21 protein-coding genes and 1 tRNA gene are annotated in these 26,043 nt (G+C 72.5%); 14 read left to right on the top strand and 8 right to left on the bottom strand.

Going from position 1 to position 26,043, the window contains the following annotated elements; all coding sequences use genetic code 11:
* Positions 1–7: 7 nt before the first annotated feature.
* Together EDF47_RS14570 and EDF47_RS14565 are read left to right on the top strand one after the other, a co-directional pair.
* Complete coding sequence (locus EDF47_RS14570; RefSeq protein ID WP_131881303.1) at positions 8–706, top strand: DUF6882 domain-containing protein; 699 nt, start codon at positions 8–10, stop codon at positions 704–706.
* A 107-nt stretch (positions 707–813) separates the two neighbouring features.
* On the top strand, positions 814–2,874 hold the full coding sequence (locus EDF47_RS14565) for a cytochrome c oxidase assembly protein (protein ID WP_131881305.1): 2,061 nt from the start codon (positions 814–816) through the stop codon (positions 2,872–2,874).
* A gap of 30 nt (positions 2,875–2,904) precedes the next feature.
* On the opposite strand, the gene EDF47_RS14560 is transcribed toward EDF47_RS14565, so the two are convergent.
* A complete protein-coding gene (locus EDF47_RS14560) occupies positions 2,905–3,252 on the bottom strand; it encodes a hypothetical protein (protein ID WP_133937505.1) in 348 nt (115 codons plus the stop codon).
* Positions 3,242–4,390, bottom strand: a complete 1,149-nt coding sequence (locus EDF47_RS14555; protein WP_133937507.1) for a DUF6177 family protein — start codon at positions 4,388–4,390, stop codon at positions 3,242–3,244. Before EDF47_RS14555 ends, EDF47_RS14560 begins: the two co-directional genes overlap by 11 nt.
* A 197-nt stretch (positions 4,391–4,587) precedes the next feature.
* Here EDF47_RS14555 and EDF47_RS14550 point away from each other — a divergent pair.
* The 10 genes from EDF47_RS14550 (at position 4,588) to EDF47_RS14505 (ending at position 15,358) form a co-directional block, all read left to right on the top strand.
* Positions 4,588–4,661: transfer RNA gene (locus EDF47_RS14550), tRNA-Gly, on the top strand.
* Between the two features lie 14 nt (positions 4,662–4,675).
* Positions 4,676–5,293, top strand: a complete 618-nt coding sequence (locus tag EDF47_RS14545; protein WP_133937509.1) for a GntR family transcriptional regulator — start codon at positions 4,676–4,678, stop codon at positions 5,291–5,293.
* 181 nt (positions 5,294–5,474) lie between these two features.
* Positions 5,475–6,923: an MFS transporter gene (locus EDF47_RS14540; protein ID WP_243834062.1), complete on the top strand. Its 1,449-nt coding sequence runs from the start codon at positions 5,475–5,477 to the stop codon at positions 6,921–6,923.
* Between the two features lie 80 nt (positions 6,924–7,003).
* The gene (locus tag EDF47_RS14535; protein ID WP_133937511.1) at positions 7,004–7,906 is read left to right on the top strand and encodes an ABC transporter substrate-binding protein; all 903 of its coding nucleotides are present in this window, start codon (positions 7,004–7,006) and stop codon (positions 7,904–7,906) included.
* Entirely contained in the window at positions 7,903–8,913 is a 1,011-nt protein-coding gene (locus tag EDF47_RS14530) for an ornithine cyclodeaminase family protein (RefSeq protein ID WP_133937513.1), read from the top strand. Before EDF47_RS14535 ends, EDF47_RS14530 begins: the two co-directional genes overlap by 4 nt.
* A gap of 26 nt (positions 8,914–8,939) precedes the next feature.
* Complete coding sequence (gene bla, locus EDF47_RS14525; RefSeq protein ID WP_131881315.1) at positions 8,940–9,908, top strand: class A beta-lactamase; 969 nt, start codon at positions 8,940–8,942, stop codon at positions 9,906–9,908.
* Positions 9,909–10,009: 101 nt separating this feature from the next.
* Positions 10,010–11,278, top strand: a complete 1,269-nt coding sequence (locus tag EDF47_RS14520; RefSeq protein ID WP_131881317.1) for an FAD-dependent oxidoreductase — start codon at positions 10,010–10,012, stop codon at positions 11,276–11,278.
* Positions 11,275–12,411 (top strand): FAD-dependent oxidoreductase, encoded by a 1,137-nt coding sequence (locus EDF47_RS14515; protein ID WP_243698130.1) that lies wholly within the window; start codon positions 11,275–11,277, stop codon positions 12,409–12,411. The genes EDF47_RS14520 and EDF47_RS14515 overlap by 4 nt, the downstream gene beginning before the upstream one ends.
* The gene (locus EDF47_RS14510; RefSeq protein WP_166673239.1) at positions 12,408–13,967 is read left to right on the top strand and encodes an ABC transporter substrate-binding protein; all 1,560 of its coding nucleotides are present in this window, start codon (positions 12,408–12,410) and stop codon (positions 13,965–13,967) included. Before EDF47_RS14515 ends, EDF47_RS14510 begins: the two co-directional genes overlap by 4 nt.
* Entirely contained in the window at positions 13,964–15,358 is a 1,395-nt protein-coding gene (locus EDF47_RS14505) for a M20/M25/M40 family metallo-hydrolase (protein WP_243698131.1), read from the top strand. The genes EDF47_RS14510 and EDF47_RS14505 overlap by 4 nt, the downstream gene beginning before the upstream one ends.
* Positions 15,359–15,376: 18 nt before the next feature.
* On the opposite strand, the gene EDF47_RS14500 is transcribed toward EDF47_RS14505, so the two are convergent.
* From EDF47_RS14500 to EDF47_RS14475, 6 genes are all read right to left on the bottom strand, one after another.
* Positions 15,377–18,994 (bottom strand): HtaA domain-containing protein, encoded by a 3,618-nt coding sequence (locus tag EDF47_RS14500; protein ID WP_133937517.1) that lies wholly within the window; start codon positions 18,992–18,994, stop codon positions 15,377–15,379.
* A 70-nt stretch (positions 18,995–19,064) separates the two neighbouring features.
* Complete coding sequence (locus tag EDF47_RS14495; RefSeq protein WP_133937519.1) at positions 19,065–19,640, bottom strand: hypothetical protein; 576 nt, start codon at positions 19,638–19,640, stop codon at positions 19,065–19,067.
* Positions 19,641–19,696: 56 nt separating this feature from the next.
* Complete coding sequence (locus tag EDF47_RS14490; protein ID WP_133937521.1) at positions 19,697–20,695, bottom strand: hypothetical protein; 999 nt, start codon at positions 20,693–20,695, stop codon at positions 19,697–19,699.
* Complete coding sequence (locus EDF47_RS14485; RefSeq protein ID WP_131844759.1) at positions 20,692–21,495, bottom strand: heme ABC transporter ATP-binding protein; 804 nt, start codon at positions 21,493–21,495, stop codon at positions 20,692–20,694. The genes EDF47_RS14490 and EDF47_RS14485 overlap by 4 nt, the downstream gene beginning before the upstream one ends.
* Positions 21,492–22,562 (bottom strand): iron ABC transporter permease, encoded by a 1,071-nt coding sequence (locus EDF47_RS14480; RefSeq protein WP_133937575.1) that lies wholly within the window; start codon positions 22,560–22,562, stop codon positions 21,492–21,494. Before EDF47_RS14480 ends, EDF47_RS14485 begins: the two co-directional genes overlap by 4 nt.
* A gap of 29 nt (positions 22,563–22,591) precedes the next feature.
* Positions 22,592–23,719, bottom strand: coding sequence for an ABC transporter substrate-binding protein (locus tag EDF47_RS14475; RefSeq protein WP_133937523.1), 1,128 nt, complete (start codon positions 23,717–23,719; stop codon positions 22,592–22,594).
* Between the two features lie 118 nt (positions 23,720–23,837).
* Here EDF47_RS14475 and EDF47_RS14470 point away from each other — a divergent pair, with 118 nt between their 5' ends.
* Entirely contained in the window at positions 23,838–24,875 is a 1,038-nt protein-coding gene (locus EDF47_RS14470; RefSeq protein ID WP_133937525.1) for a glycerate kinase, read from the top strand.
* A gap of 114 nt (positions 24,876–24,989) precedes the next feature.
* Positions 24,990–26,036, top strand: coding sequence for an NAD(P)-dependent alcohol dehydrogenase (locus tag EDF47_RS14465; RefSeq protein ID WP_111085390.1), 1,047 nt, complete (start codon positions 24,990–24,992; stop codon positions 26,034–26,036).
* The last annotated feature ends 7 nt before the right edge of the window (positions 26,037–26,043 follow it).

Raw genomic sequence — 26,043 nt, 5'->3', positions numbered from 1 at the left:
TTCCCCCATGACGCGCTCACGGGGGATGGACGATCTGGTCAGCGACGGGGTCTTCCTGGCCTGGGAAGCGCAGCTGCAGCTCGCCGACCGGTACGACGACCACGAACGCTGGAACGTCGACCTCGCCGCCGGCACCCTGCAGTTCGTCGGGCCGCACCCGGGCGAGTTCCGGATCCAGCTGCTGGGATCGGCCGCACCGGGGCCGCGCAGCTGGCTCTGGGGCTGGGCGAACCCGTCGCAGTACCCCGCGTCGGTGCTCGCGGCCGCGAACGCCACCCGCGCGCTGGGCGAACGGCTCGGCATCCCGGAACTCGTGCAGGGCGAGGTCCCGTTCGGCGAGCACCGGCAGGCCGACGCCGCCGACGCCGGGTACGAGTTCGCGTGGGACATGTCGATCGCGGCACGGCTGGCGACCGGTTCGTGGTTCGGCTTCGGCGGGCACGTCGGCGGAGGTTCCCGACTCTGGGTGCTGTTCGAGGGCCTGCTGTTCGCGCCACCGACGGTCCCCCGGATGGTCCGGGTCTTCGGTGAGGGCCTGCAGACGACCGAGGTGCACGACCACCGCCGCGCTGTGGGGAGCTGGGCGTCGCTCCGCGGTGTCCCCTGGGACGGGCGCACGCTGACGTTGGCGGACGGGACCATCACGGTCGACTTCGACGAGCTGGGCCGGATCCGCGACCTGCAGGGGTCGTCGGCGCGAGCCTGAGGCGGACCGCAGCGCGCGCTGCGGACTGACACCGCGCCTCCAGACCGACCCGCCTACCATGGAGGGTCCGCGGTCTCGCGGACGCACGCGTCCCTGGAACAAGGTTGATGACCGTCACGTCCCCCGCAACCCAGCCTGGAGGCCCGGCGCCGGAATCCGCGCCCGTCACCGCGCGCACGTCCACCGTCGCGACCGTGCTGGTCGTCGCCATCCCGCTCGCGGTCGCGTGCTCGATCCTCGGCCTGACGATCACCGGAGCGTTCACCGCGAACCAGCAGCTGGTGTCCGCCGGCGACGTGGTCGAGTACGGCCTGCCGATCGCCCGCGTGGTGCACGACACCATGGCGGCGCTGACCGTCGGCCTGCTCATCGTCGCCGCGTTCGCGCTGCCGGCACAGAAGAAGGACCACCGGGCACTCTCGAGCGTGCAGCACCGCGCCACGCGCTGGGCGGCGGCGACCGGATCGATCTGGTTCCTCGCCGCGGCCGTCACCGTCGTGCTGACCGGCGCCAACACCCTCGGCGTCCCGCTCACCAGTCCGGTGTTCGCCCGCAACTTCATGCTGTTCGCGTTCCAGGTCGAGATCGGGCAGGCGCTCGTGGTCTCCGCGGCGGCGATCCTCATCGCGACCGTGCTCGCCGCGTTCGCCACCCGGGTCACGACGCTCGCCGTCGCCACCGTGTTCGGCCTCTTCGCCCTGCTCCCCCTGGCACTGTCCGGCCACGCCGCCGGCTCGCTCGAGCACGCCAACGCCGTGAACTCCCTCGCGATCCACCTGATAGGGGTGTGCGTCTGGGCCGGCGGGCTCGTCGCCGTCGTGCTGCTGCGCACCCGCACGAAGGGCACGACCGGTCGGGTGGTCTCCCGCTACTCCACGCTGGCCGGGTGGTCGTTCGGCGCCGTCGCGTTCTCCGGCATCGTCAACGCCTCGCTGCGGCTGACCGGTCCGCTCGACCTCGTCACCACCCCGTACGGCGCACTCATCACGGTCAAGGCCGTCATCCTGGTGCTGCTCGGGATCGCCGGCGTCGTGCAGCGCCGCAAGCTGGTGCCCGGGCTGCTCCGCGCGCCGCTCGACCGCCGTCGGTTCACCCGGTTCGCGCTCGCCGAGATCGTGTTCATGGCCGTCGCGATCGGCGTCTCGGTGGCCGTGTCCCGCTCGCAGCCGCCGATCCCGCAGACACCCGAGACCGGTGAGGACACCCGCTCCGGCCTGATCGGGTTCCCGTTCCCGCCGGCCCAGACGATGCACACGTACCTGACGCAGTGGCACATCGACTGGGTGTGGCTCGGGCTCGCCGTCGTCGGTGCCGTCTGGTACCTGCTCGCCGTGCGGAAGCTCCGGAAGCGCGGCGACAAGTGGCCCGTCGGGCGCACCATCGCGTGGGTCATCGGCTGCGCCCTGTTCATCTGGACCACGTCGGCCGGACCGGCCGTGTACGGCATGATCCACTTCTCGTCGCACATGGTCCAGCACATGCTGCTCATGATGTTCGTGCCGCTGCCGCTCGTGCTCGGCGGCCCGGTGCTGCTGGCCATGCGCACCCTGCCGGTCCGCAACGACGGTTCCCGCGGGGCCCGCGAGTGGCTCATGCTCTTCGTGCACTCGCGGTACATGCAGTTCATGGGGAAGCCCGCCGTCGCGGGTGTGATCTTCGCCGGGTCGCTCGTGGTGTTCTACTTCACGCCGGCGTACCAGGCAGCGATGCAGTCGCACGAGTGGCACGTCGCGATGGTCGTCCACTTCGTGCTGAGCGGCTACCTGTTCTTCTGGGTGTTCGTCGGCGTCGACCCGGGGCCGAAGCGTCCGCCGTACCCGATCCTGATCATCGCGCTGCTCGCGACGCTGGCCTTCCACGCGTTCTTCGGCGTCGCCGTGATGACCTCGCAGTCGGTGTTCGCGATCGACTGGTTCCACGCACTCGGCCAGACGAACGACGCCGCGCTGCTCGACGACCAGCACACCGGCGGCGGCATCGCCTGGGGCGCCTCCGAGCTGCCGATGGTCTTCGTCGCGCTGCTCGTGGTGCGGAACTGGATTCGCACGGACAAGCGCGACGCGAAGCGGCTCGACCGCAAGGCCGAACGCGACGGTGACGCCGACCTGAAGGCGTACAACGAACGCCTGGCGGCGATCAACGCGACCGACACCGCGCGCCGCGACTGACGCGCGCGTCCGGCGTCCGCGTCGGCTCCGTCAGTCGCCGTGGACGATGCAGACCGCGTCGAGGTCGAGCGCGGCCTCGAGCGCCGCCGAGATCCCGGACTCGCCGTCGGCCCCGGCGGGGGTGACGGTGTCGACCCACCACAGTGGCGTCGCGATCGTGGGAGCGTCCGGCAGGATCCGCTCGACCTCGTCGAACGATTCCACCCGCCGCACCCCGAGCACGGTGATCACCGGGTGCGTGGCGTCGCGGCAGACCTGCAGCATCGGGCCGTCGTCGAGGGCTCGGACGCCCCAGGACTCGTCGTGCAGGAGCAGCGCTTCGGCGACCTCCCGCGGCTCGACCGGCTGGCGGCAGAGGATGGTGACGTCACGCGGCACCGTGACCGCCTGCCACCCGGGCGTCCCGCACGTGTCCGTCGAGCGTGCCCTCGTCGTGGGCCGGGTCGAGGGGCGCTCCGCCGACGAGTTGCAGGAAGCGGTCTTCGTCGATGCGGTCGAGGAAGGACTCGAGGGCTTCCCAGCCGTCCTCGAAGCGGACGATCATGCCGCCGTCGACGATGTCGCTGTCAGCGGTGCCGGTGTCGCCTGCTCCGGACGGGTCGCCTGCGCCGGACCGGTCGCCTGCCCCGGACCGGGTGCCGAACGTCGCCGTCGTGGTGCGCGGTGGCGGCCAGACCCCGTCGCGGTCCAGGAACTCGGAGGCTTCGGGTCCGACGACGACGGCGAGCGGCGACGGCTCGCCGTGCGACACCGCGCGGATCAGGTGGTCGGCGTCCCCCCGGCGCTGCATCACCACACCGAAGACGGGCACGACCTGGTCGGCGACCTGCTGCACGGCGTCGAACAGGCGGTTCGCGAGCTCCGGGTCGGTGTTCTCCTCGGGCACGGTCAAGACGGCGGACATCGTCTCGACGACGACGCCACCGACCAGGTGGGCGGTCATCGTGGCAGAGAAGCCCTCGCCGACGGCGTACGAGGTCGACACCCCGGGTGCCTCGTGCTTGGCGTACTGCGTGACGACCCATCGGTCCCACGGAACGGTGAGCGGTTCGGCGGTGCCCCAGCGGGTGGGGCAGGTGCCGACGGTGTGGCACAGGGCCTCGATCGCGGACCCCATGTCCACGGCACGCTCGGCGTGGTGGCGGAGCGTCAGGTCGATGCTGATCTGGCGGACGGAGTCGGCTGCGACCGGGTGCTCGGGAGACGGTGTGCCGACGAGTTCGGGGCCGCGGTGCACGAAGTCCTCGATGCCCGAGGCTGCCGCACCCGTCCGGCCGTCGCGCAGTGTCCCGTCGAAGTCGGCGACGGCCCACGCGGCACCGTAGGCACCGAGCGCGTGCCGCAGGGCGGGGGTGATCGCGGATTCGCGCCCGGTCCGCAGCACGACCATGCGGCCGGCGTCCGCCGAACGACGGAGCAGTGAGGCGAGCGCGTCCGTCAGCCACACGACCGGCGAGGCGGACTCGACCACGATGGCGGGACCGACCACGTCGTCGATGAGGGGATGCCTGACCATCCGGTCCTCCTCGGGTTCTTCGGCGCTGGAACTCCCTGGACGGTACACACGAGGACGACACCTGTCCGTCAGGCTGGCGTGCTCACAGCGGAGACTCGGGAGGCCCGGCACACGCCCGACAGGAGGCGTACGGTGCGCGGTCGGCTGGCTTCCAGCCGAGAATCCGCTAGGCTTGCCGAGTCCCGTTCTGCGGGTGCGCGAGTGTAGTTCAATGGTAGAACTCCAGCTTCCCAAGCTGGTAGCGCGGGTTCGATTCCCGTCACTCGCTCCAACTAGCATCGTGCTGTGGAGTCCAAGCCGGCATCTGTCCTCAAGGCGATCAGGGCCGAGATCATCGCCGGCACGCTCGCACGTGGCTCCCGGCTGAAGGAAGACGCCCTCGCCGAACGCTTCGGCGTCTCGCGGGTCCCCGTGCGCGAAGCACTCCGGCAGCTCGAGACCGAGGGGTTCGTCGAGTCCGAGAAGTTCAAGGGCGTCCGGGTCGCCGACTCCTCGACCGAGGTGGTCATCGAGCTCATGCAGATCCGCCGAGGACTCGAGGTCCTCGCCGCCGAGCTCGCCGCCCGTCGCCAGGGTGGCGAGTGCGCCGACCTGCTCCGAGCCGTCGGTCGCGAACAACGGTCCGACCAAGAGGTCGAGGCCGCGCAGTCACCGCGGTTCGCGTTCCACGGACTGGTGGCACGTGCCTCGGGGAACAGCCGGCTCGAGACGATGGTCGACCACCTGATCCACCAGACGGCGTGGGCGTTCGAGCGCGTGACGCAGGACGAGGTGGCGTCGAGCAGCGATGACCACACGGCCGTCGCCGGCGCGATCCTGCGCGGCGCGTCGGTGCAGGCAGGGCTGCTGATGGACGAGCACCTGCGCCGCGACGAAGCGATCTACCGGGCCCTGAACCCGTAAGAACGTATACAAAACAGCCCGCGGGCTTGGCGAGGCCCTGCCTGGATGCTTGAATATCCAGGTGATTCAGGCAGCCGTAACGAACCGTCTCGTGTTCGAAACCAGCCCGAAACAGCTTTTCGTATACAAAAGAGTGACCGCACGGTGCACCCACCTCACTCTTCCCCCGCTGGAGTTACGAATGACTGCTGTAACCCGCTCCACCGCACCAACCCGAACCGCTTCCGCCACCCCGTCCTCCGGCGGCGTCGGATCCGCCCTCGACTCGATCGGCTTCACCCGGGCCCAGTTCTGGGTCCTCATGCTCATCCTCGCCGGGGAGTTCTTCGACACGCTCGAACAGAACTCCATCGGCGCGATGGCCACCAACATCAAGGCCTCGCTCGCCATCGGCGACGTCCAGCTCTCCACGATCAACACCGCCACCGTCCTGGGTGGCCTGGTCGGCCGGTTCCTGGCCGGCTGGCTCGCCGACAAGTACGGTCGGCGGTTCTCGCTCGGGCTCAACCTGCTCGTCTACACGCTCGGCGGCCTCCTCAGCGCCGTCTCCTTCAACTTCGACATGCTGCTCGTCAGCCGGTTCATCGTCGGGATCGGCGTCGGCGGCGAGTTCATGATCGGCATCGCGATGCTGTCCGAGATGGTGGCCACCAAGTACCGCGGCGGCCTCATCGCGACCATCAACGTCGGCGCCGGCGGCATCGGCAACTTCATCTCCTACGGCCTCTTCCTGCTGCTGCTCGGCCCGCTGGCCGCTCCGCTCGGTGGTGACGACCACGTCTGGCGCTGGACGTTCGTGATCCTCGCCATCCCCGCCCTGTTCGTCGTCCTGTACCGCCGCAAGCTGCCCGAGACGCCTCGCTGGCTGCTGTCGAAGGGCCGGGTCGACGAAGCGAACCGTTCGCTCGCGGTCCTCGCCTCGAACACGCTCACCCCGCCCGCCGACGCCGCTCCCCCGGTGCGCCTGACGCCGGCCGACCTGCCCCCGGTCGCTCTGCACTCGTCGCCCGCAGCGGTGTTCCACAAGCTGGTGCTCCGCCGGACGATCGCCATCGGCGTCGCCTCGTGGATGGCCTTCGGTGTGCAGGTCACGCTGAACTTCCTGATGCCGACCCTGCTCGTCGAGCGTGGGTACACCGTGTCGCAGAGCCTGCTCTACACGATGATCATGAACATCGGGTCGCTCCTCGGGTGCACGGCAGCGGCGCTCCTCGCCAACCGCGTCGGACGACGGCCCCTCATCGCCGTCGCGGGCATCCTCGGCTGCCTCACCGCCCTGGCGTTCGCGGCCTTCGGCAACGACACCGCCGCGATCCTGGTGCTCGGCGCCCTGTTCCAGTTCTTCACGATGTTGACGAACACCACCCTCGCGGCGTGGACCGCCGAGGTCTACCCGACCGCGATCCGTGCCTCCGGCGCCTCGATCGTCAACGGCATCGGCAACATCGCCGGAGCGGTCATGCCGTTCGCCGCGATCGCGCTGTACGGCTCGTGGGCCTTCGCCGGTGTCTTCGGACTCGCCGCCGTCATGTACGCGATCCTCGTGGTCGCGTCACGCTTCGCCCCGGAGACCCGCGGCCGGTCGCTCGAGGACGTCAACGAGAACGCCCTCTCGACCACCACCGCCTGACCCACCTGACCACCCGCACCAACCGCACCACCCCGGTGGGCCGGACACCCCGGCCCACCACCCCACGATCGGAGAACACCATGGACACCCTGAAGATCTCGGCGACCGCGAACGGCCTCAACTACCTGCCCGAGTACGTCGCCGACGTGGGCGGTCTGTTCGCCGAGCGCGGCCTGTCCGTCACCGCGAAGGCCTGCGACCCGTGGACCGGCGTCCTCGACGACATCGACTCGCACGAGGCCGACCTCGCCCTCGGCGGTCTCTGGGTCCCCGCGATGTACGCCGGGACCCCGCGGAAGCTCTCCGTCGTGGGCCAGCTCAACCACGGGTTCCCGATGACCATCGTCGCCCGCGACGAGACGACCCCGATCACGCTGGACTGGCTCGCCGGCAAGGTCGTCCTGGCGCCCGGCGCCGGCGGCAGCGCCCCGTACGAGTTCACGGCCGGACTCGTCCGCGAGGCCGGGTTCGACGTCGCGGCGACCCGCTTCGTCCGCGACCTGTCGACCGCCATGCTCATCGAGCTTTACCAGGGCGGGCTCGGTGACGCGATCATCCTCGACCTCGTCTCCGCCCAGGAACTCGTCGCCGCCGGTGGGGGCACGATCGTCTTCCGGCACCTCGACGCCGGTGGCGTGATGCCGAACAGCGTCTACTACACGCGCACGGACCGCATCGACGAACTCGGCGACCGGGTCGACCGGTTCATGGACGGCATCGCCGCCGCGATGGCCAAGATCACCGCGGGCGACGCCGACACCGAGATCGCGGCCGTGCTCGCCGCCCGGTGGCCGGAGAAGGACGCCGCCCTGCTGCGACGGGCCGCCGACGAGATGGCGGCCGGGGGCGTCTGGGACTCCGCGGTCGTCGACCGCGAGGCCTCGGACCGCTGGATGCGCATCCTGTTCGACGGTGGCCTCACGACCCACACCCCGTCGCTCGAGGAGCTGCTCGGCGCCTCGACCGCCGTCACCGCGTCGTGACCGTCGTCCTCGGCGCCGCCGACGTCGCCGGTCTCATCGACGCCGTCGACGTCGTCGGGGCCGTGGAGGCCGTCCACGCCGACCTCGGGACCGGCGCGATGCAGCAGCCGGCTCCGGTCGCCCTGACCGGCGCCGACGACGCGCTCTTCCTGCCGATGGCCGTGCGCTCCGACCGGCTCGGGCTCGTCGCCGTCAAGCTGATGGCCGACATCCCCGACAACGGTGCGCGGGGGCTGCCGTCACAGCGCTCCACGATCCTGGTGTCCTCGTCGGTCACCGGCGAGTGCGTCGCCGTGCTCGACGGCATGACGATCACCCGGGCACGGACCGCGGCGACGACCGTCGTCGCGACGAAGCACCTCGCCCGCTCGGGCAGCCGGACCCTCGGGATCCTCGGCGCGGGCAACCTCGCCGTCGAGCACGTCCGTGCCTTCGAGGCGACGCGACCGTTCGAGCGGATCGTCCTGTGGTCACGGTCGTCCGGAACGGTCACCCGGTTCCTCGAGGCCGTCGGACCGGACGTGGCCCGACGGTGCGTGGTCGTACCGGAGGTCCGGCGCGTGGTCGAGGAAGCCGACGTGCTCTGCACCCTGACGCCCTCGGTCGACCCGATCGTCCGCGGCGACTGGTTGCACGCCGGCCAGCACGTGAACGCGGTCGGGGCCCGCCCCCGCCCGACACACCGGGAGCTCGACGGCGCGGCGATGGCACGCGGCACGCTCTTCGTCGACAGCCGGGCCACCGCCTGGACGAAGTCGGGTGACCTGCTCGAGGCCGTGGTCGAGGGGGCGGTCCCGCAGGACCTCCACCCGGCGGAACTCGGCGAGGTCGTCGCCGGACGCGCACCCGGCCGGACCGGGGACGACGAGATCACCGTGTTCGACTCGGTCGGGCTCGGCGCGCAGGACCTCGCCGTCGCCGCCCGGCTGATCGATCTCGCACACGAGCGGGGCGTCGGGACGCAGGTCTCCGTCGCCCGGGTCGGGGTGCCGGTTCCCGGCGTGTGACCAGGGTCGAGCGGCAGGGTGCTCCCATGCACCGTGCTCTCCCCCTGGTCGTCGGCGGCACCGTCGCCGTGCTCGTCCTCGCCGGGTGCTCCGGTGGCGGCTCCGTCGGACCGACCGCGTCGGCCACGTCGTCCGCACGGTCCACGAGCACACCGACGAGCACCTCAGCGACGACGCCGCCGCCGACAACGGACGCCGCGACCACCGCCACGGTCCGCCGAGCAATCGCGGGCCTCGAACGCGAGTACGACGCGACGGTCGGCGTCGTCGCGACCGACACCGTCACGGGTGAGAGGGTCGCGTACAACGGCGACCGACGCTTCGGCTACGCCTCGACCATCAAGGCGTTCGCCGCGGCACAGTTCCTGCGCTCGGTGCCCGCGGACGCCCGGAACGAGGTCGTGCACTGGACGGCCGCGGACGTCGCCGCTGCCGGGTACTCCCCCGTGACGGAACAGCACGTGGCCGACGGGCTGTCGTACGAGCAGCTGGCCGAGGCAGCCGTCCGGATGAGCGACAACACGGCCCTGAACCTCGTACTCACGCGCATCGGCGGTCCGAGCGGCCTGGACGCCGCGTTGACCGAGCTCGGCGACACCACCACCGAGGTGGTCCACGGCGAGCCGGACCTCAACACCATCGAGCCGGGCAGCACCGAGGACACCACGACCCCGGCGGCGTTCACCGCAGCCCTGGCGACCGTGCTCGACGGCAGCACCCTGGACCGCGCCGACACCGCGCTGCTGGTCGACTGGATGGGCGGCAACGCGACCGGCGACGCACTCATCCGGGCCGGGGCACCCGACGGCTGGGTCGTGGTCGACAAGTCCGGGGGCGCCGGACCGATCCGGAACGACGTGGCGCGGGTGACCCCGCCCGGCGGCGACCCGATCGTGCTCTCGGTCCTGACCACGCGGAACGACCCCGACGCCGCCTACGACGACGCCCTGGTGGCCCGGTCGGCATCGGCGGTGCTCGACGCGTTCGACCGCTGACCGACCGCTGATCGACCGGGGCGGCGATCGCCGTTCTGCACCGCGTCACACGGCGTCATGAACGACACCTGTCGGGGACCCCGGGACACTACGCTCGCTCCATGTCCTCCTCCGGATCCCCCGTGGTCGTCGTCGGCGCCGGCATCATCGGACTGAGCGCCGCGTGGCACCTCGCCGGGCTCGGGCAGCGGGTCCTGCTCCTCGACAGCGGCACGGTCGCCGGGGGCACCACCACCGCGGGCGCCGGGTTCGTCGGCCAGTGGGCAGCCGGGTACGCCTGGTACTGGAACGAGTCCGAACGCGACGTCGAGCAGTACGGCATCGACTTCTACCGCGACCTCGCCGGCGCCGGCCACGGCCCGACCGGGTACCGGCAGAACGGCAACGTCTGGCTGACCGTCACCGAGCAGGGCCGGGCCGACCACCTGCCGCCGTTCGAGCAGCACCCGCTCCGGCCGGCCGGTGCGCGCACGCTCACCCCGGCCGAGGCGGCCGACCTCGTGCCCGGACTCGACCCGACCGCGGTCACCGCGGGCTTCCTCCATCCGGACGGCATCCAGATCAGTGCGCCGGACACGGCCGCAGCGCTGGTGCACGCGGTCCGTGCGCGGGGCGTCGAGATCCGCGAGCACACGCCGGTCGCCGGTCTGGAGGCCCGTGGGGGCTCCGTCACGGGCGTCCGGACCGCGAACGGCGAGGTCATCGACGCCGCGAAGGTCGTGCTCGCCGCCGGCAGCTGGACGAACGCCCTCCTCACCCCCTTCGGGCGCGAGCTGCCGACGGTCCGGGTCGTCGCCAGCCGGCTCGTGACGACGCCGTTCGGTCTGCCGGGCACCCTGCCGACCCTGATGCTGCCGGAGCTGCACGGCCTGTGGATCCGTGAGCACCGCGGCGGCCTGACGTACGGTGCCGGGCCCGGGTACGAGCCGCTGCACGTCGGCGGTGCGGACCGGAGCGACGAACCCGACCGCCGACCGGTTCGCACGGACCTGCTCGACGCCATGCGGACGTACCTGCACCCGATCGTCGCCCGGCTGCTCCCCGCCGCCGCGAGCGTGCTCGGGGTCGACGAGACCCCCACGCAGGGCGTCGTCTCGATGACCGCCGACCGGAACTTCATCGTCGGCGCGGTCCCCGAGCTGGACGGACTCGTGGTGGCCGGTGGCGACAACGAGTCCGGCGTCACGCACGGCCCGGGTCTCGGGCGGATCGCGGCGGAACTGAGCGTCACGGGCACGACCACCCTCGGCGACGCGAGCCGCTACGCCCCGGCACGGTTCCCGGCGGCGGCCCCGACCGAGGCCGAGGTGGTGGCGATGATGCCGGCGCGGCGCGAGGCCGACGCCCGACGAGCCGGAGCCGTGGCATGAGCGACGTGCTGAGCGACCGGGCCCCGACGCACGTCGTGATCGGCGGCGGGGTCGTCGGCGCCGCCACCGCGTACGCCCTCACACTCCGCGGCGAGCGCGTCCTGCTCGTCGAGCAGCACGAGCGCGGGCACCACAACGGCTCGTCCCACGGCGCGACCCGGATCTTCCGGCAGGGCTACGCCGACCCCGAGTACGTCGACCTGACCTCCCGCGCGCTGGAGCTGTGGGAAGCGCTCGAGGGCGCTGCGGGCGAGGAGCTCATCGTCCGCACCGGTGCCGTCGACCACGGCCGCGCCGAGGTCGTCGACGCCATCGCCGCCGCACTGACGGACGCCGGCATCCCGCACGAGACCCTCAGCCCGGACGCCGCGGCCGCACGCTGGCCGGGGATCGCGTTCGAGGGCCACGTGCTCGCGCACGCCACGGCCGGTCGCATCCGGTCCGACCGCGCCATCGAGGTGTTCCTCACCCTGGCGGAACGGACGGGGCTCGCCGAGCTGCGCTTCGACACGGGGGTGACAGGGCTCGACGACCACGGCGACGACGTGACCGTGACGCTGTCCGACGGGTCCACCCACCGCAGCTCGTCCGTGGTGGCGGCCGTGGGGTCGTGGGCTCCCGCGCTGGTCGGCGACCTGCTCGCCGGACGCGGGGCGGGCCTCCCGGCCATCCGCGTCACCCAGGAGCAGCCCGCGCACTTCCCCAGCCGTCTGCCGGACCAGGCGTGGCCGAGCTTCGTGCACTGGGCGGCCGACGACGACGTGTACGGCCTGCTCACCCCGGGCGAGGGCGTCAAGGTCGGGTTCCACGGCACCGGCCCCGTCGTCGATCCGGACCACCGCGACTTCACGCCAGTGCCGGCCGAGGCCGAGCGGTTGCAGGCCTACGTCGCGCGGTACGTGCCCGGTGTCGACGCGACGAAGCCGACCTTCATCAGTTGCCTGTACGACAACTCCCCCGACGAGGACTTCGTGATCGACCGACGTGGTCCCGTCACCGTCGCGACCGGGTTCTCCGGCCACGGCTTCAAGTTCGCACCGCTGCTCGGCGACATGATCGCCGACCTCGCGACCGGCGGGGCCGCACATCCCCGTTTCTCCCTCTCGAAACCATCCCCCTCAGGAACCCCGTGACGACCCGACTCCTCTCCGCGCTCGCGCTCTCCGCTGCCGTCGCCGCCGTGCTCACCGGCTGCGCCTCGACCGGGGCGTCGACCGACGTCTCCGACGGCCTGGTGATCGGGACGACCGATCCCGTCACGTCCCTCGACCCGGCCGGCGCCTGGGACCGCGGCAGCTACACGGTGCAGACGCAGCTGTACCAGCACCTGCTCACCTACCCGGCCGGTGAGACCACGACGAGTCCCGAGGTCGCCGAGTCGTGCGACTTCACCGACGGCACCCACTACGTGTGCCGGATCCGTGACGGGCTCACGTTCTCGAACGGTGACGCCCTGACGGCGAAGGACGTCGTGTTCTCGTTCGAGCGCCAGGTCGGCATCGGCTCCGAGAACGGTCCGGGGTCGCTGCTCGCCAACATGGCGTCCGTGGCGGCCGACGGCGACGAGGTCACGTTCACCCTGAAGCAGGCGAACGACCAGACGTTCCCGTACGTCCTGGCGAGCATGGCCGGGGCGATCGTCGACAGCAGTGTGTTCTCGAAGACGAAGGTCCACGCGGACGACGGGGTCGTCGGGTCCGGTCCGTACGCGCTGCAGCAGTCCGCCGACGGCGGGGCGACCATCGCGTTGACGGCGAACAAGGAGTACGACGGCACCGCGCCGGAGTCGTCGAGCGTGACGATCAAGCAGTACACGAAGTCCGCCGACCTCAAGCTCGCGGTGCAAGAGGGCGACGCCGACGTGGCGTACCGCCAGCTCACGCCGACCGAGGTCACCTCGTTGTCCGAGGACGACGGCCTGCAGCGGGTCCAGGGCTCGTCGGGCGAGGTCCGGTTCCTCGGCTTCAACCTCGACACGATGCCCGGTGACGACACCGCGCAGAAGACCGCGATCCGCCAGGCCGTCGCCGCGACGGTCGACCGCGCGGCGATCGCGAAGGACGTCTACCAGGGCACCTACGCTCCGGCGTACTCGATCGTGCCGTCCGACTTCACCGGCGCGACCGATGCGTTCCAGACGGAGTACGACGGCGCCGACCCCGCGGCCATCCTCGAGAAGGCCGGCGTGCGCACGCCCGTCACGCTGCCGATCGAGTACACGACCGACCACTACGGCTCCGGGTCGGACGACGAGTACGCACTGATCAAGCAGCAGCTCGAGGACACCGGCCTGTTCACGGTCGACCTGCAGTCGGCGAGCTGGGACACCTACGTCAGGAACGTCGGCAAGGGCGAGTACCCGGTCTTCCAGCTCGGGTTCTTCCAGGACTACCCCGACGCCTCGTCGTACCTGACGCCGGCCTACGGTTCCGAGGACGTCAACCTGCTCGCGAACCACTTCGACGACCGGGCCGTGCAGCAACTGGTCGCCGCGCAGGCGGTCGAGGCCGACGCGACCGAGCGGACGAAGCAGATCGAGGAGATCCAGCAGGACACCGCCGAGTCCGTGCCGCTCATCCCGTTGCTCGCCGGGCAGGAGAACGTCATCGGGCAGAAGTCGCTCACCGGGCTGACGAAGTCGGTCGACGCCTCTGGTGAGTTCCGCATCTGGGAGATCGGGCGCTCGTGAGCACCGGCGACGCAGCGCTGCAGGCGACCGAGCCCGCTGACCCGCTCCGCGACGCCGTCCGCGCCGGGATGCCCGCGGGGCTCGACGAGCTCGCGGCGCTCGTCGCCATCCCGTCGGTCCACGACCCGGCCGTGCAGTCGCTCGACGACTGCCGCCGCGTCGCCGAGCGCGTGCGGGGTGCGTTCGACGGCCTCGGCCTGACCTCGCGCCTCGTCACGACGTCGGACGGCTCGCAGGCGGTCCTCGCGACCCACCCCGCGCCGCCCGGCGCCCCGACGGTCCTGCTCTACGCCCACCACGACGTCCAGCCCGCCGGCGACCTCGCAGCGTGGACGAGCGACCCGTGGACCCTGACCGAGCGACAGGGTCGCCTGTACGGTCGCGGCGCTGCTGACTGCAAGGGCGGGGTCGTCACCCACCTCGTGGCGCTGCGGGCCCTGCTCGACGTGCACGGATCGTTCCCGGTCGGACTCGTCGTGGTCGTCGAGGGGTCCGAGGAGCAGGGCACCGACGGTCTCGAGCAGTACGTGTCCACCCACGCAGCGGACTTCGCCGACGTCGACACAGCCCTCGTGATGGACGCCGGCAACGCCGCCGTCGGGGTCCCCGCGCTCGTGACCACCCTGCGCGGCACGGCGTTCGTCGAGCTGCGCGTCCGTGCGCTGCACGGCAACGTGCACTCGGGGATGTTCGGCGGTGCCGCACCCGATGCCGTCGCGACCCTGGTGGCCCTGCTCGCCACGCTGCGCGACGACGCCGGGGACACCACCGTCGACGGGCTCGAGGCCTCGCAGACATGGGACGGCCTGCCCTACGACGCCGACCGGTTCGCCGCCGACGCCGGGCTGCTCGACGGCGCGGTGCCGATCGGGTCCGGGGACCCGGCATCCCAGGTCTGGGCACGGCCGGCGCTGACCGTCGTCGGCATCGATGCGCCGGCGGTCGCCGGGTCGTCGCCGTCCGTGCAGGCGACCGCCGGTGCCGCGCTGAACCTCCGGGTCCCGCCGGGCGTCGACCCCGCTGCCGCCGGCGATCTGCTCGTGGCGCACCTGCTGCGGCGAGCGCCCTCCGGGGTCGAGGTCAGCGCGCGGGTCACGGGCACGGGCGACGGCTTCCGGGCGACGGCGGGGCAGTACTCGTCGGCGTTCCGGAGCGCACTGGCGTCGTCGTACCGGGTGTCGTCGGTGGGTTCCCTCGGCGGCGGCGGATCGATCCCGCTCTGCGCGACGCTCGAACGGACGATCCCGGGGGTCGAGGTCATCCTGGCGGGGGTGTCCGAGCCGGCTGCGAACGTGCACGCGCCGGACGAGAGCGTCGATCCGTCCGAGATCGAGCACATGGCCCTGGCCGAGGCGCTGTTCCTCGCCGGGCTCGGGCGCGCCCGCACCTGACGTCGCACGACGCCGGCGTCAGACGCCCGCCGCAGCCGATGCCCCCCGCGGCGTGCGACGGGTCCGCACCTGCAGCACCCCGGTCAGCAGCAGCACCACGAGCCCGATCGCCAGCACGACGAGCCCGGCGAGGAACCCGATCACGACGAGCAGCAGCGTCTCGGTGGACATCCCCCCGCCGCTGCTCCCGTCGGACGCGGCCGCGGCGGCGACCGACCCGTCGGCCTGCTCGGTGACCGCCTCGACGCCGTCGGTCACCGAGAACGGCACCGCGACGACCGTTCCCTGGTCACCGACGAGCACGACGTGGTGGTCGCCGACCTCCAGGCCCGTGGTGTCGACCGTGGCGGTGGCTGTGCCGTCCTCGACGGTGAAGTCGTCGCCCTGCACCGGTTCGGAGTAGGTCCACACGCTCCCGCCCTCGTCGTCGCCCGTCCACGGCAGGCGGAGCTCGAGCTGGTCACCGGCGGTGACCTCGTCGGGGATCCCGGCGTCGGCGGCCGCGACGGTCGTGATGTCGCCGGCTTCGATCTTGCGTGCCAGCTCGTCGGAGTCCGCGGCGGGGGCCGTGGGCGGCTCGGCGGCCGAGGGGGCCTTCGCGCTGTTCCGGGGCTGGGCGGCGGTGTTCCGCGGCGCTGCGGTCGGCGCGGCCGTCGGCGCCGTGTCCGAGGCGTTCGTGATGGTCGGTGCTGTGGCGGCCGGCGGCAGCTGCACGACGGGCGGCTGGATCACCGTGCCGCCGTTGCCGCCGGTACCACCACCCGTGGTCGGACCGGTCGGCAGGGTGCCGGGGACCGTCTGTCCGGCGAAGTACACCGGTGTGAAGGTCTCGAGCGCAGCGTCGGCGGCGCCGTGCGCACCGATGGTCAGGACCCCGCACTGCACGGCCCCGGACAGGCAGTCGACACGCTTCGTCGACTGGCCGGTGAAGGTGGAGCGCGCGATGACGCCGCCCTGCGTGAAGCCGGCGTTCTTCGTGCCGCTGAACTTCGCGGTCGCTGCGGCGCCGGTGCCGGTGTTGTCGGGCCAGGCGACGAAGCCCTGGCCGTCCTGCCCGGTGCCGCCGGACCCGGGGACGTAGTCGTAGCCCGCGCCGGCCGCTCCCCCGGCGCTCGGGTGCTTCGTGACGTACCCGAACAGCACGTACAACCCTGAGCCGTTGGTGTTCTTCGTGAAGCCGGAGCCGGTCACGGTGAGCTTCGTGCCCGCCGCGGCGGTCGAGAGGCCGGTGGCCGGCCGCACGTTCGTCGAGGCACCCCGGGCGTTCTCCGCCCCGGTGATCGACCCGTCCGCACCGACCACGGTCGACCCGCCGCCGGTGCCGCCGCCGCCCGTTCCCCCGCCGCCGGTGCCGCCGCCCGGGTTCGTCGGCGCCTGCACGGTGACGCGCAGGGTCGCGGTGTCCGAGGCGACCCGACCGACGACGGTCGCACCGAGGACGTTCGTGGCGACCGCGCGGTACCGGTCGCCGTTCAGCCCTTCGGTGGCCGTGATGCGGAGTGTGCTGGTCGTCGCGCCGGCGACCGAGGGGCCGTCCTGCAGGTCGGCCCAGCCGGACGGGGTGTGCTGCTGCCACTGCACGGTGGGCGTCGGGGTCCCGGTCGTGGTGACCGCGAAGGACACCTGCTGCGGCGTGGCGGGGGTCGTGCTGCCGTCGGTTCCGGTGGTCGCGCCGGTCAGCGTCACGGCGGCGTCGGCCGGCTGCGCCGTGATGGTCGGGGTGGTCACGACCGTGAACGTGCGGAGCCCCTGGTCGGCGGCGTCGGTCGCGGCGTTCACGACGCCGACCACCGCGCGGCCGTCGGCGGCGACCACGATCGGGTCGCCGGTGTAGGTGGTGCCGGGCTGGTACTCGGCACCGAGCGTGGGCGCGGTGCTGCCGTCGATCGCGTAGGCGCGGACGACGTTGCCGGTGTCGGTGCTGCCGGCGGCGGACACCCAGAGGCGCTTCGCGGACTCGTCGACGGCCAGGTACGCGGCACCGCCGACCCGGTCGATCGAGGTCGTCACGGCCGGGGTCCCGCGCAGGGAGACGGCTCGGAGCGTGGCGTCGCCGTCGTTGCTCCACCACGCCCGGCCCCGGGAGTCGACGACGGTCCCGCCGGTGGCCCCGGACGTCGCGGTGGCGCCGATCGACACGTCGGCGACCGAGGCCCCGGTGTCGAGGGCGACGACGCGGGCGAGGGCGGCGGCCTGGTCGAAGACGACGGCGCGCTCGCCGGTCCAGTCGACGCCGACCGACGAGATCGTCCCGGTGACCGAGCCGATCAGGGTGGCCGTGCGGGTGACGGCGCGGACGGTCCCGCCAGCGGGGCTGGTGCCGACCTCGGTCACCGCACCCGAACCAGAACCAGAACCAGAACCAGAGCCACCCGAACCAGAACCAGCACCCGCTCCCGCTCCGACCGCGGCCACCCGCAGCAGCCCCGCGGACCCGCCGTTCGCGGCCGGGGCGACCTGCGCGACGATCGAGCCGTCGGCGGGGTCGATCGTGAACGCCTTGGCGGCGGGCACCGCGACGGACGGCTTCACGTGCACGACGTCCCGGTAGGCGGCGTCCGTGCCGCGTTCGACGACGACCCAGCCCTGGACGTTCGCGCCGGTGCCGCCGAACTCCGCGGCGGGCAACGACGCGGTCGCGACGATGTTCCCGGTGGACGGGTCGACGCTCGGCTTCGAGGTGGCGACACCGGGGTCGATCGGCCCGGCGACGCGCTTGCCGTCGTCGTCTACGACGAAGTAACTTGCCTTGGCGGTTCCGGCAGCCGGTATCTGCACGACGTTCAGGGCGCGCGCGGCGTCCCGCACCACCGTGGTGACCCGGCCGATCGTGCTGTCACCGACCGTGGTCTGCACGCCGGTGCTCACGAGTCCCTGGACGCCGGGGTCGCTGAACCCCTGGTCGCCGTCGGCGCCGCCGTCACCGTCGGTGCCCTCGGCGGCCCAGTCGCCCGCCACGGCGACCGAGAGCGGGTCCAGCGCGGTGCCCGCGGCGTAGAACTGGGTCGGGTTGCCGCCGCCGGTGACGTCGGCTGCGAAGGCCGCTGCACCCGCCGCGGTGATCGTGGTGGGCAGGCCGGTCCACGAGTACTCCCCGTCGGTGACCGATCGGGTGCCCTTGGTGACGTCGATCGTCGCGAACGCGATGCGCTTCGTCCCCGGGTCGGACGTCGTGGCACCGGTCGTCGGGTCCACCAGCCGCACGTCGACCCCGGCGGTCAGGGTGCCGGTGGTCGGCGTGAGCTCGATCGCCGGGTCGCGCAGCGAGATCACGAACGTGTGCGCCCGGTAGTCGAACACCGCGGCACCGGAACCCGTGACGGTGAGCTTCCGCGTGCCGGGGTCGTAGCTGCCGCCCGACGCGGCGAACCGGAACGTGCCGTCGGCGTTCTTCGACGCACCGCCGGACACCGACTGCCCTGCGGCCGGCACGTAGTTCCGGAACGACTGCTTGAACCCCCAGTCGAGCGTGCCGCCCGTGACGGGCGTGCTCGGGCCCGAGGCCGCGGTGGCCGCGGTGGCGGCGGTCGCCGCGGTGGGCACGGTGCCGGCGACGGCCGCCGTCAGGCCGATGATCGCGGCGACGGTGGCGCTGAGCGCGCGGAGGCGACGGGCCGGTCTGGTCTGGGTGTGCATCGGTTCCTCGGGTCGGGTGGTGCGAGTGTGGGGAGACGGTGCCCCGGGCGGACCCGGGGCACCGCGATGGTCACCAGGTGACGGGGACCTGGACCTCGTCGAGGTCGACCGGGTCGTTCGTGACGCCGTGCGCCGAGAACGTCTGGACGAAGCACTCGTACTGCCCGAGGGCAGCGTTGGCGGTCGCGGTCTTCGTGGCGTCGTAGTCGCAGCTGACGGTCGCGGCCGCGTCGCCGGTGTGGTGCGGGTCCGCGGTGTAGGACTTCGCGACGTCGATCGTCGTGGTGAAGCCGCCGCCGGCCGTGAACGCGCTCTTCGACACCCACTGGGCGGAGCCGAACCAGCCGGAGTTGGTGGCGTAGTCCGCCTGCTTGGGCCCGTAGACGACGTAGACGCCGAAGCCGCGCCCCTGCGCGTCCCCGTCGAAGCCGCTGCCGGTGACCGTGACGCTGCCGTCCGAGACGCCGTGGAGCGCCCCCGGGCCGTCGGTGACGACCGAGGCCGGACCGCTGACGGACAGGCTGGCGCCGTAGTCGTTCGTGACCGCGGTGGCCGCGGACGCGCTGACCGCGGGCAGGACGGCGATCCCGACCGCGGCGACCCCTGCCGCCAGCGTGATCCCGAACGAGCGTGCGATTCGTGTCATGTTCGTGTTTCCCTCTCGATGTGGGCGCCCCCTGTGAGCACCCGGGTCCGGTGGTCCTACGGCGCGACGTCGGTCGCGGTGCGTCGTGCGGTGCGGCGGGAGTGCACGATCGCGAAGACGACGAGCGCCGCGACGGCCACGACGAGCGCGGACAGGCCGCCGAGGACGATCCGCAGGACGCTCGGGTCGATCCCGCCCGCGGAGCCGTCGGCAGCCGCGGCCGCCACCGCCGATGCGGTCGCCCCGGCCGGCACGGTGGGGGTCGCCGACGCGGTCGGCTCCGCGGTGGCGCTCGGCTTCGTCGTCGACCGCGCGGACGGCTTCGTGGCCGCGCGGGTGTCGGCGCTCGCCTCGGACGTCGGCTCGGCGGACGGACGGGAGGCACTGCCCGCGTCCGTCGTGTCGGCCGGCGCCTGCCCGGTGGTCGCCCTGGTGCCGCCACCGGCCAGCGTGCCGCCGCTGCCGTACAGGTTCTGCACGGAGACGGGTGTGAACGACTCGTTGTTCGCGTTCGCGACGCCGTGCGCACCGATCGTGATGATCCCGCACTGCACGACCGTGCAGTCGACGGTCTTCGCGGCGCCGTTCCGGTCGAGCGCCTGGAACGTCGAACCGGGGACCTTGAGGGTCGCGGACCAGGTGCCCGTGGCGGAGTCGACCGTGCCGCCGTTCGCCGCCGACGCGGTGGTGCTGCCCTCGAAGGCCACGAAGTCGAGGTACCCGGTGGGGTTCGACTCGTCGTCGGGCACGTAGCTGTAGTCCGCGCCCGTCGCCCCGCCCTTGCTCGGCTGCCAGGTGCCGTTCACGGTGCCGAACGCCACGTAGATGCCGCCGTACCCGTTCTTGATGCCCTGGAACCCGGAACCGCTCAGGCGCAGCGTCGTCAGGTACGTCGAGTCGACCTGGTTCGTGACCTCGGGGTGCCCATCGATCGCGACGCTGACACGGCCGGCTGCCGATGCGGGGGCGACGCCCACCAGGGCGGCTCCCCCGGCACTGAGCGCGACGAGCAGTCCGGCGAGCGCGAGCCGCAGCGGGCGGGTGCGGGTGGTCACGAGGAGGCCTCCTGGAGGGTTCGGGACGGCACGACGACGGGCGTGCCGGTGTTCGGGTCGGGCACGACGGTGACCGGGTGCCGGTAGACGGTGCCGATGCGGTCGGCGGTCAGGACGTCGGTCGGGGTGCCGTCGGCGACGATCCGGCCGCCGGCGAGCATGGCGACGCGATCGGCGTACGCCCCGGCGAGGCTCAGGTCGTGGAGCACCACGACGACGGCGCCACCGGCCCGGGCGTGTGCGCGGGCGACGGCCAGCACGGCCTCCTGGTGCCGCAGGTCGAGGGCGGCGGTCGGTTCGTCGAGCAGGAGCACCGGGGTCGACTGCGCCAGGACCCGGGCGAACGAGGCCCGGGCGCGTTCCCCGCCCGACAACGAGGGGAACGCCTGGTCGATCCGGTCGGCGAGTTCGACCTGGTCGAGCACCCGCGCGACCACGGTGTCGTCGTCGACCGCTCGCGGGGTCCCCCGCCACGGAGCACGGCCCATCCGGACGACCTCACCGACCCGGAACCCGAAGGCCACGGCGGTGTCCTGCTCGAGCACGGCACGCCGACGAGCGGTCGCGAGCGGTGCTTCGCCGCCGGTGCGCACGCCGTCGATCGCGACCGTGCCGCTGTGCGCGAGGTCACCGGCGATCGCCCGGAGCAGGGTCGACTTGCCGGCGCCGTTCGGACCGACGAGCGCCAGGACCTCGCCCGCGCGCACGGTCAGGTCGACGTCGGCGAGCAGCGGTCGTCCGTCGATGACGACGCCGATCCCGGAGGCGACCACGGCGCCGACAGCGCTCGTCTCGATCATGCCCAGCCTCCCGACCGTCGGCGGGCACGGCGCAGGAGCCAGAAGAAGAAGGGTCCGCCGACGAGCGAGGTCAGCATGCCGATCGGCAGGTCCGCGTACGGCACCAGGGTGCGCGCGAGCAGGTCGGCGATCGTCAGGAGCAGGGCGCCGCCGAGCGTCGAGACCAGCAGCAGCGGGCCGTGTGCCGGGCCGATGACCATCCGCATCAGGTGCGGGACGACGAGCCCGACGAACGCGATGATGCCGGCGAACGCGACCGCTGCGCCGACGAGCAGCGCGACCACGACGATCGCGACGACCCGGACGGCCTCGACCCGCACCCCGACGTGCCGCGCGGCCCGGTCACCGAGGGCGAGCAGGTCGAGCGAACGCGTCAGCACGACGGCGCCGACGAGGCCCGCTCCGATGACGGGGGCGATCGCTGCTGCCTGGTCCCACATCGAGCCGTTCAGGGACCCGAGCTGCCAGAACACGATCTGCTCGCGCGCCTGCTGGTCGCCGAGGAACGTCAGGAAGGCGAGCCCCGCGCCGGTGAACGCGTTCACGGCGATGCCGGTGAGCAGGAGTGTGACGACCTCGGTCCGGCCACCGGCACGGGACAGCCCGTAGACGAGCAGCGTCGCGACCAGCCCAGCGGCGAAGGCCATCAGCGGCGTCGTCCAGTACCCGGCGAACTGCAGGCCGAACACGATCGAGGCGCAGGCCCCGAACGCCGCGCCACCGGACACCCCGACGACGCCGGGGTCGGCCAGGGGGTTCGCGAACACGGCCTGCATGAGCACACCGGCTGCGGCGAGCGCGGCACCGATCAGCAGGGCCATCACCACGCGCGGGAACCGGATCGTCCACAGCGCCTGGGTGACGAGGTCGTCGGCGGGACCGTCCACGGGCAGCCCGAGCGACCGGCCGACGGTCCGGAGCACCTCGGCGGGCGAGATCCCGAGCTGCCCGACGCTCGCCGACACCAGCGTCGCGACGACGAGCGCCACCACGAGCCCGATGGTGAGGAGCGCGATGCGGCCGGCCCGCGACCTGGACGTGACCGCCGGTGCGGCGGGGACGTGCATGGCGGGCGCGATCCGTTCCTCCCGGATGGTCACGAGGCGTCCGCCGGACCGTAGATCGCCGCGGCCAACGCGGCCACGATCTCGGGCGTGCGCGGCCCGAAGCTCATCACCGTCGTGTCCGCCATGTCCACGATGCGGCGGTGCTCGCCCGCGGGCGTCTTCGCGATCGCGGGGACCCGCTGGAGCAGGCCGTCGACGCCGTCGACGGACTCGAGGCCCTTGGTCATCATGATGACGAGGTCCGGCTGCATCGCGACGAGTGCCTCGGCGTTGACGGGGCGCATGCCCGTCCAGTCCTGTTCCGTCGCGACGTCCCGCCCGCCGACGGCGTCGATGAGCGAGTCGGCGCCGGACTCGCTGCCGAACAGGTAGTAGATCCCGGCGTTACCCCGCACGTACAGGAACACCATCTTCAGCTTGTCGGCGCGAGCCGACGGCGCGATCCGGGCCACCTGCGCGGCGACGGCCTGCTCCTGCGCGTGCACCTCGGCGGCCAGGCGGTCGCCGGTCGCCGGGACGCCGAGCGCGGTCGCGACCTGCTCGATGATCGCGTCGGTGTTCGTGGTGTCCCGGTGCGGGTCCAGGACGACGACGGGGACGCCGGCCTTCCGGATCTGCAGCACGACGTCCCACGGGCCGAGCGAGGTGTCGGTCAGCAGCACGGTCGGGCGGAGCGCGAGGATCGCCTCGGCGGAGAGTTCGTGGCCGTTCTGGGTGACGAGCGGCAGGTCCTCGGTGCCCGCGAAGCCGGTCGAGACGTCCCGTCCGACCAGGTGGTCCCCCAGGCCGAGGCCGTACACGGTGGAGGACAGCGTGCCGGAGATGTCGAGCGCGAGGATCCGGTCCGCGCTCGTGACGGTCACCTCGGTGTCCTGGTTGTCGGTGACGGTGACGGGCAGCTCGGGCTCGTCCACCGTGCTCGCCGTCGGCGGCAGGTCCGTCGCCAGGGTCGCGGTGCGCTCGCCGGTCACGTCCTTCGCGTCGGTCACCGGGGCGATGGCCTGGAGGCTCGCGGCCGGGTCCGTCGCGCTCGTCCCGCGACCCGCCGCGTGCGTCGCACCCGCGGTGCCGGCGCCGCCGCCGGTGCAGCCGGTCGCCACGGCGAGGACGACGAGGGCGGACGCTGCGGCCGTGAGGGCGCGACGGAGTGACGACATGGAGATGATCCCGAGTGCTGGTTCGTGAAGTTAGGTGAGCCTCACCTAACCGTTAACTTAGGTGAGCCTTGCCTACCTTGTCCAGCACGTGTCGCCGTCTCCCCACTACGGTGGTCCCGTGCGCATCGTGGTGGCTCCGGACTCGTTCAAGGGCACCGCGACCGCGGCGTCCGTCGCCCAGGCGGTCCGCGACGGCTGGCTGACCGAACGCCCCGACGACGACGTGGTGCTCGTGCCGATGGCCGACGGCGGCGAGGGCACCCTCGATGCCTTCGCGACCGCGGTCCCCGGTGCGGTCCGGGTCCCCGTCACCGTGACCGGGCCCGCCGGCACCCCCGTCGAGACGTGGTGGCTCACGCTGCCCGACGGCCGTGCGGTGGTGGAGCTCGCGGCGACGAGCGGTCTGCCGCTGCTCGACGAACTCCTGCCGGACACCGCGACGAGCCGGGGGTTCGGCGAGGCGATCGCCGCCGCGCTCGACGCCGGCGCCACGGGGCTCGTGCTCGGCATCGGCGGCAGCGCCTCGACCGACGGCGGTCGGCCCGTGCTCGAGGCGCTCGGCTACGACGGTGACCGCGGCACGCTGCGTGCCCTGCCGTCGCTCGGCGTCACCGTCCTGACCGACGTGACCTCTCCCCTGCTCGGCCAGACCGGCGCCGCCGCGGTCTTCGGGCCGCAGAAGGGGATCGAGCCCTCGCGGGTCGCATCCTTCGACGACCTGCTGGCCGCCTGGGCCGCACGGTTCCCTTCGGTGGACCCCGCGACCCCCGGCGCCGGTGCCGCGGGTGGCGTCGGCTTCGGCCTGCTCGTCTGGGGTGCGACCCTGGCCCGCGGCGCGGACGGCATCGCCGAGGTACTCGGGCTGGCCGACCGGATCACCGGCGCCGACGTCGTGATCAGCGGCGAGGGCCGGTACGACGGCCAGTCCGCCGCCGGCAAGGTCCCGTCGGTGGTGCGGTCACTCACGGCGACGCACGCCCCCGGCGCCCGGTCGATGCTCGTCGCCGGCGCGATCGAGGCCTCGCTCGACGACTACGCCGCCGCCGCCTCGCTCACCGTCCTCGCCACGCAGACCACCGGCGAGCCGGACGACGCCCTGGCCGACCCGCTGCGCTTCGCCACGATCGCGGGCCAGCGCCTCGCACGGCTGGCCTGACCACTCCGATTCCCGCACTGGGGAGCCCCATTGGAACCTCCCACGCTGTGGCGCGCTCCATCAGACTGGTTCCGGGCCGGAACCGGCCCGCAACGCACCCCCACGAGGAGATCATTGCGCACCGTCAACGCGTACGCGGCACCGTCAGCGACCGAGCCGCTCGTCAAGACCACCATCACCCGTCGTGACGTCGGAGCGAACGACGTCGAGATCGACATCGCCTACGCCGGCATCTGCCACTCGGACATCCACACCGTCCGCGGTGAGTGGGGCCAGATCCAGTACCCGCAGGTCGTCGGCCACGAGATCGTCGGCCACGTCTCCGCCGTCGGCGAGAACGTCACCAAGCACCAGGTCGGCGACCGCGTCGGCGTCGGCTGCATGGTGAACTCCTGCGGCGAGTGCGAGAACTGCGTCGCCGGCGAGGAGCAGTACTGTCTCAAGGGCAACATCGGCACGTACACGAGCGTCGACCCGGCCGACGGCTCGATCACCCAGGGCGGCTACTCGCAGGCGATCGTCGTGAACGAGGACTTCGTCCTCCGCGTCCCCGAGTCGCTCGACATCGAGAAGGTCGCGCCGCTGCTCTGCGCCGGCATCACCACCTACTCGCCGCTGCACCACTGGAAGGCCGGCCCCGGCACGAAGGTCGCCGTCATCGGCATGGGCGGCCTCGGCCACATGGCCGTCAAGATCGCCGTCGCCCTGGGCGCCGAGGTCACCGTCCTGTCGCAGACCACGTCGAAGGAAGCCGACTCGCTCCGCTACGGCGCGAAGGCCCACTACGCGACGAAGGACCCGGAGACGTTCGAGAAGCTCGCGAACTCCTTCGAGCTCATCATCAACACCGTGTCGGCGAAGATCCCGATGGGCTCGTACCTCGGCCTGCTCAAGGTCGACGGCACGCTCGTCAACGTCGGCGCTCCGTCCGAGCCGCTCGAGGTCCCGGCGTTCGCCCTGATCCCGCGCCGGCTCAGCTGGGCCGGGTCCGCCATCGGCGGCATCCGCGAGACCCAGGAGATGCTGGACTTCTGCGCCGAGCACGACATCCTGCCGGAGACCGAGCTCATCAGCGCCGACCAGATCAACGAGGCCTACGAGCGCGTCCTGTCCTCGGACGTCCGCTACCGCTTCGTGATCGACGCGGCCACGCTGGCGTAGTCGGCAC

The organism is Curtobacterium sp. PhB190, assembly GCF_004365385.1.
In the GTDB taxonomy this organism is placed as follows: Bacteria; Actinomycetota; Actinomycetes; order Actinomycetales; family Microbacteriaceae; genus Curtobacterium.
Note: the sequence above shows the minus strand (reverse complement) of the source record. Positions and strands in the feature narration are given on the sequence as shown.

Excerpts from the sequence above, each read along its gene's own strand:
- EDF47_RS14570 (WP_131881303.1), top strand. The coding sequence starts at position 8 with ATGACGCGCTCACGGGGGATGGACGATCTGGTCAGCGACGGGGTCTTC.
- EDF47_RS14565 (WP_131881305.1), top strand. The coding sequence starts at position 814 with ATGACCGTCACGTCCCCCGCAACCCAGCCTGGAGGCCCGGCGCCGGAA.
- EDF47_RS14555 (WP_133937507.1), bottom strand. The coding sequence starts at position 4,390 with ATGGTCAGGCATCCCCTCATCGACGACGTGGTCGGTCCCGCCATCGTG.
- EDF47_RS14540 (WP_243834062.1), top strand. The coding sequence starts at position 5,475 with ATGACTGCTGTAACCCGCTCCACCGCACCAACCCGAACCGCTTCCGCC.
- EDF47_RS14535 (WP_133937511.1), top strand. The coding sequence starts at position 7,004 with ATGGACACCCTGAAGATCTCGGCGACCGCGAACGGCCTCAACTACCTG.
- bla (WP_131881315.1), top strand. The coding sequence starts at position 8,940 with ATGCACCGTGCTCTCCCCCTGGTCGTCGGCGGCACCGTCGCCGTGCTC.
- EDF47_RS14520 (WP_131881317.1), top strand. The coding sequence starts at position 10,010 with ATGTCCTCCTCCGGATCCCCCGTGGTCGTCGTCGGCGCCGGCATCATC.
- EDF47_RS14515 (WP_243698130.1), top strand. The coding sequence starts at position 11,275 with ATGAGCGACGTGCTGAGCGACCGGGCCCCGACGCACGTCGTGATCGGC.
- EDF47_RS14500 (WP_133937517.1), bottom strand. The coding sequence starts at position 18,994 with ATGCACACCCAGACCAGACCGGCCCGTCGCCTCCGCGCGCTCAGCGCC.
- EDF47_RS14495 (WP_133937519.1), bottom strand. The coding sequence starts at position 19,640 with ATGACACGAATCGCACGCTCGTTCGGGATCACGCTGGCGGCAGGGGTC.
- EDF47_RS14485 (WP_131844759.1), bottom strand. The coding sequence starts at position 21,495 with ATGATCGAGACGAGCGCTGTCGGCGCCGTGGTCGCCTCCGGGATCGGC.
- EDF47_RS14480 (WP_133937575.1), bottom strand. The coding sequence starts at position 22,562 with ATGCACGTCCCCGCCGCACCGGCGGTCACGTCCAGGTCGCGGGCCGGC.
- EDF47_RS14475 (WP_133937523.1), bottom strand. The coding sequence starts at position 23,719 with ATGTCGTCACTCCGTCGCGCCCTCACGGCCGCAGCGTCCGCCCTCGTC.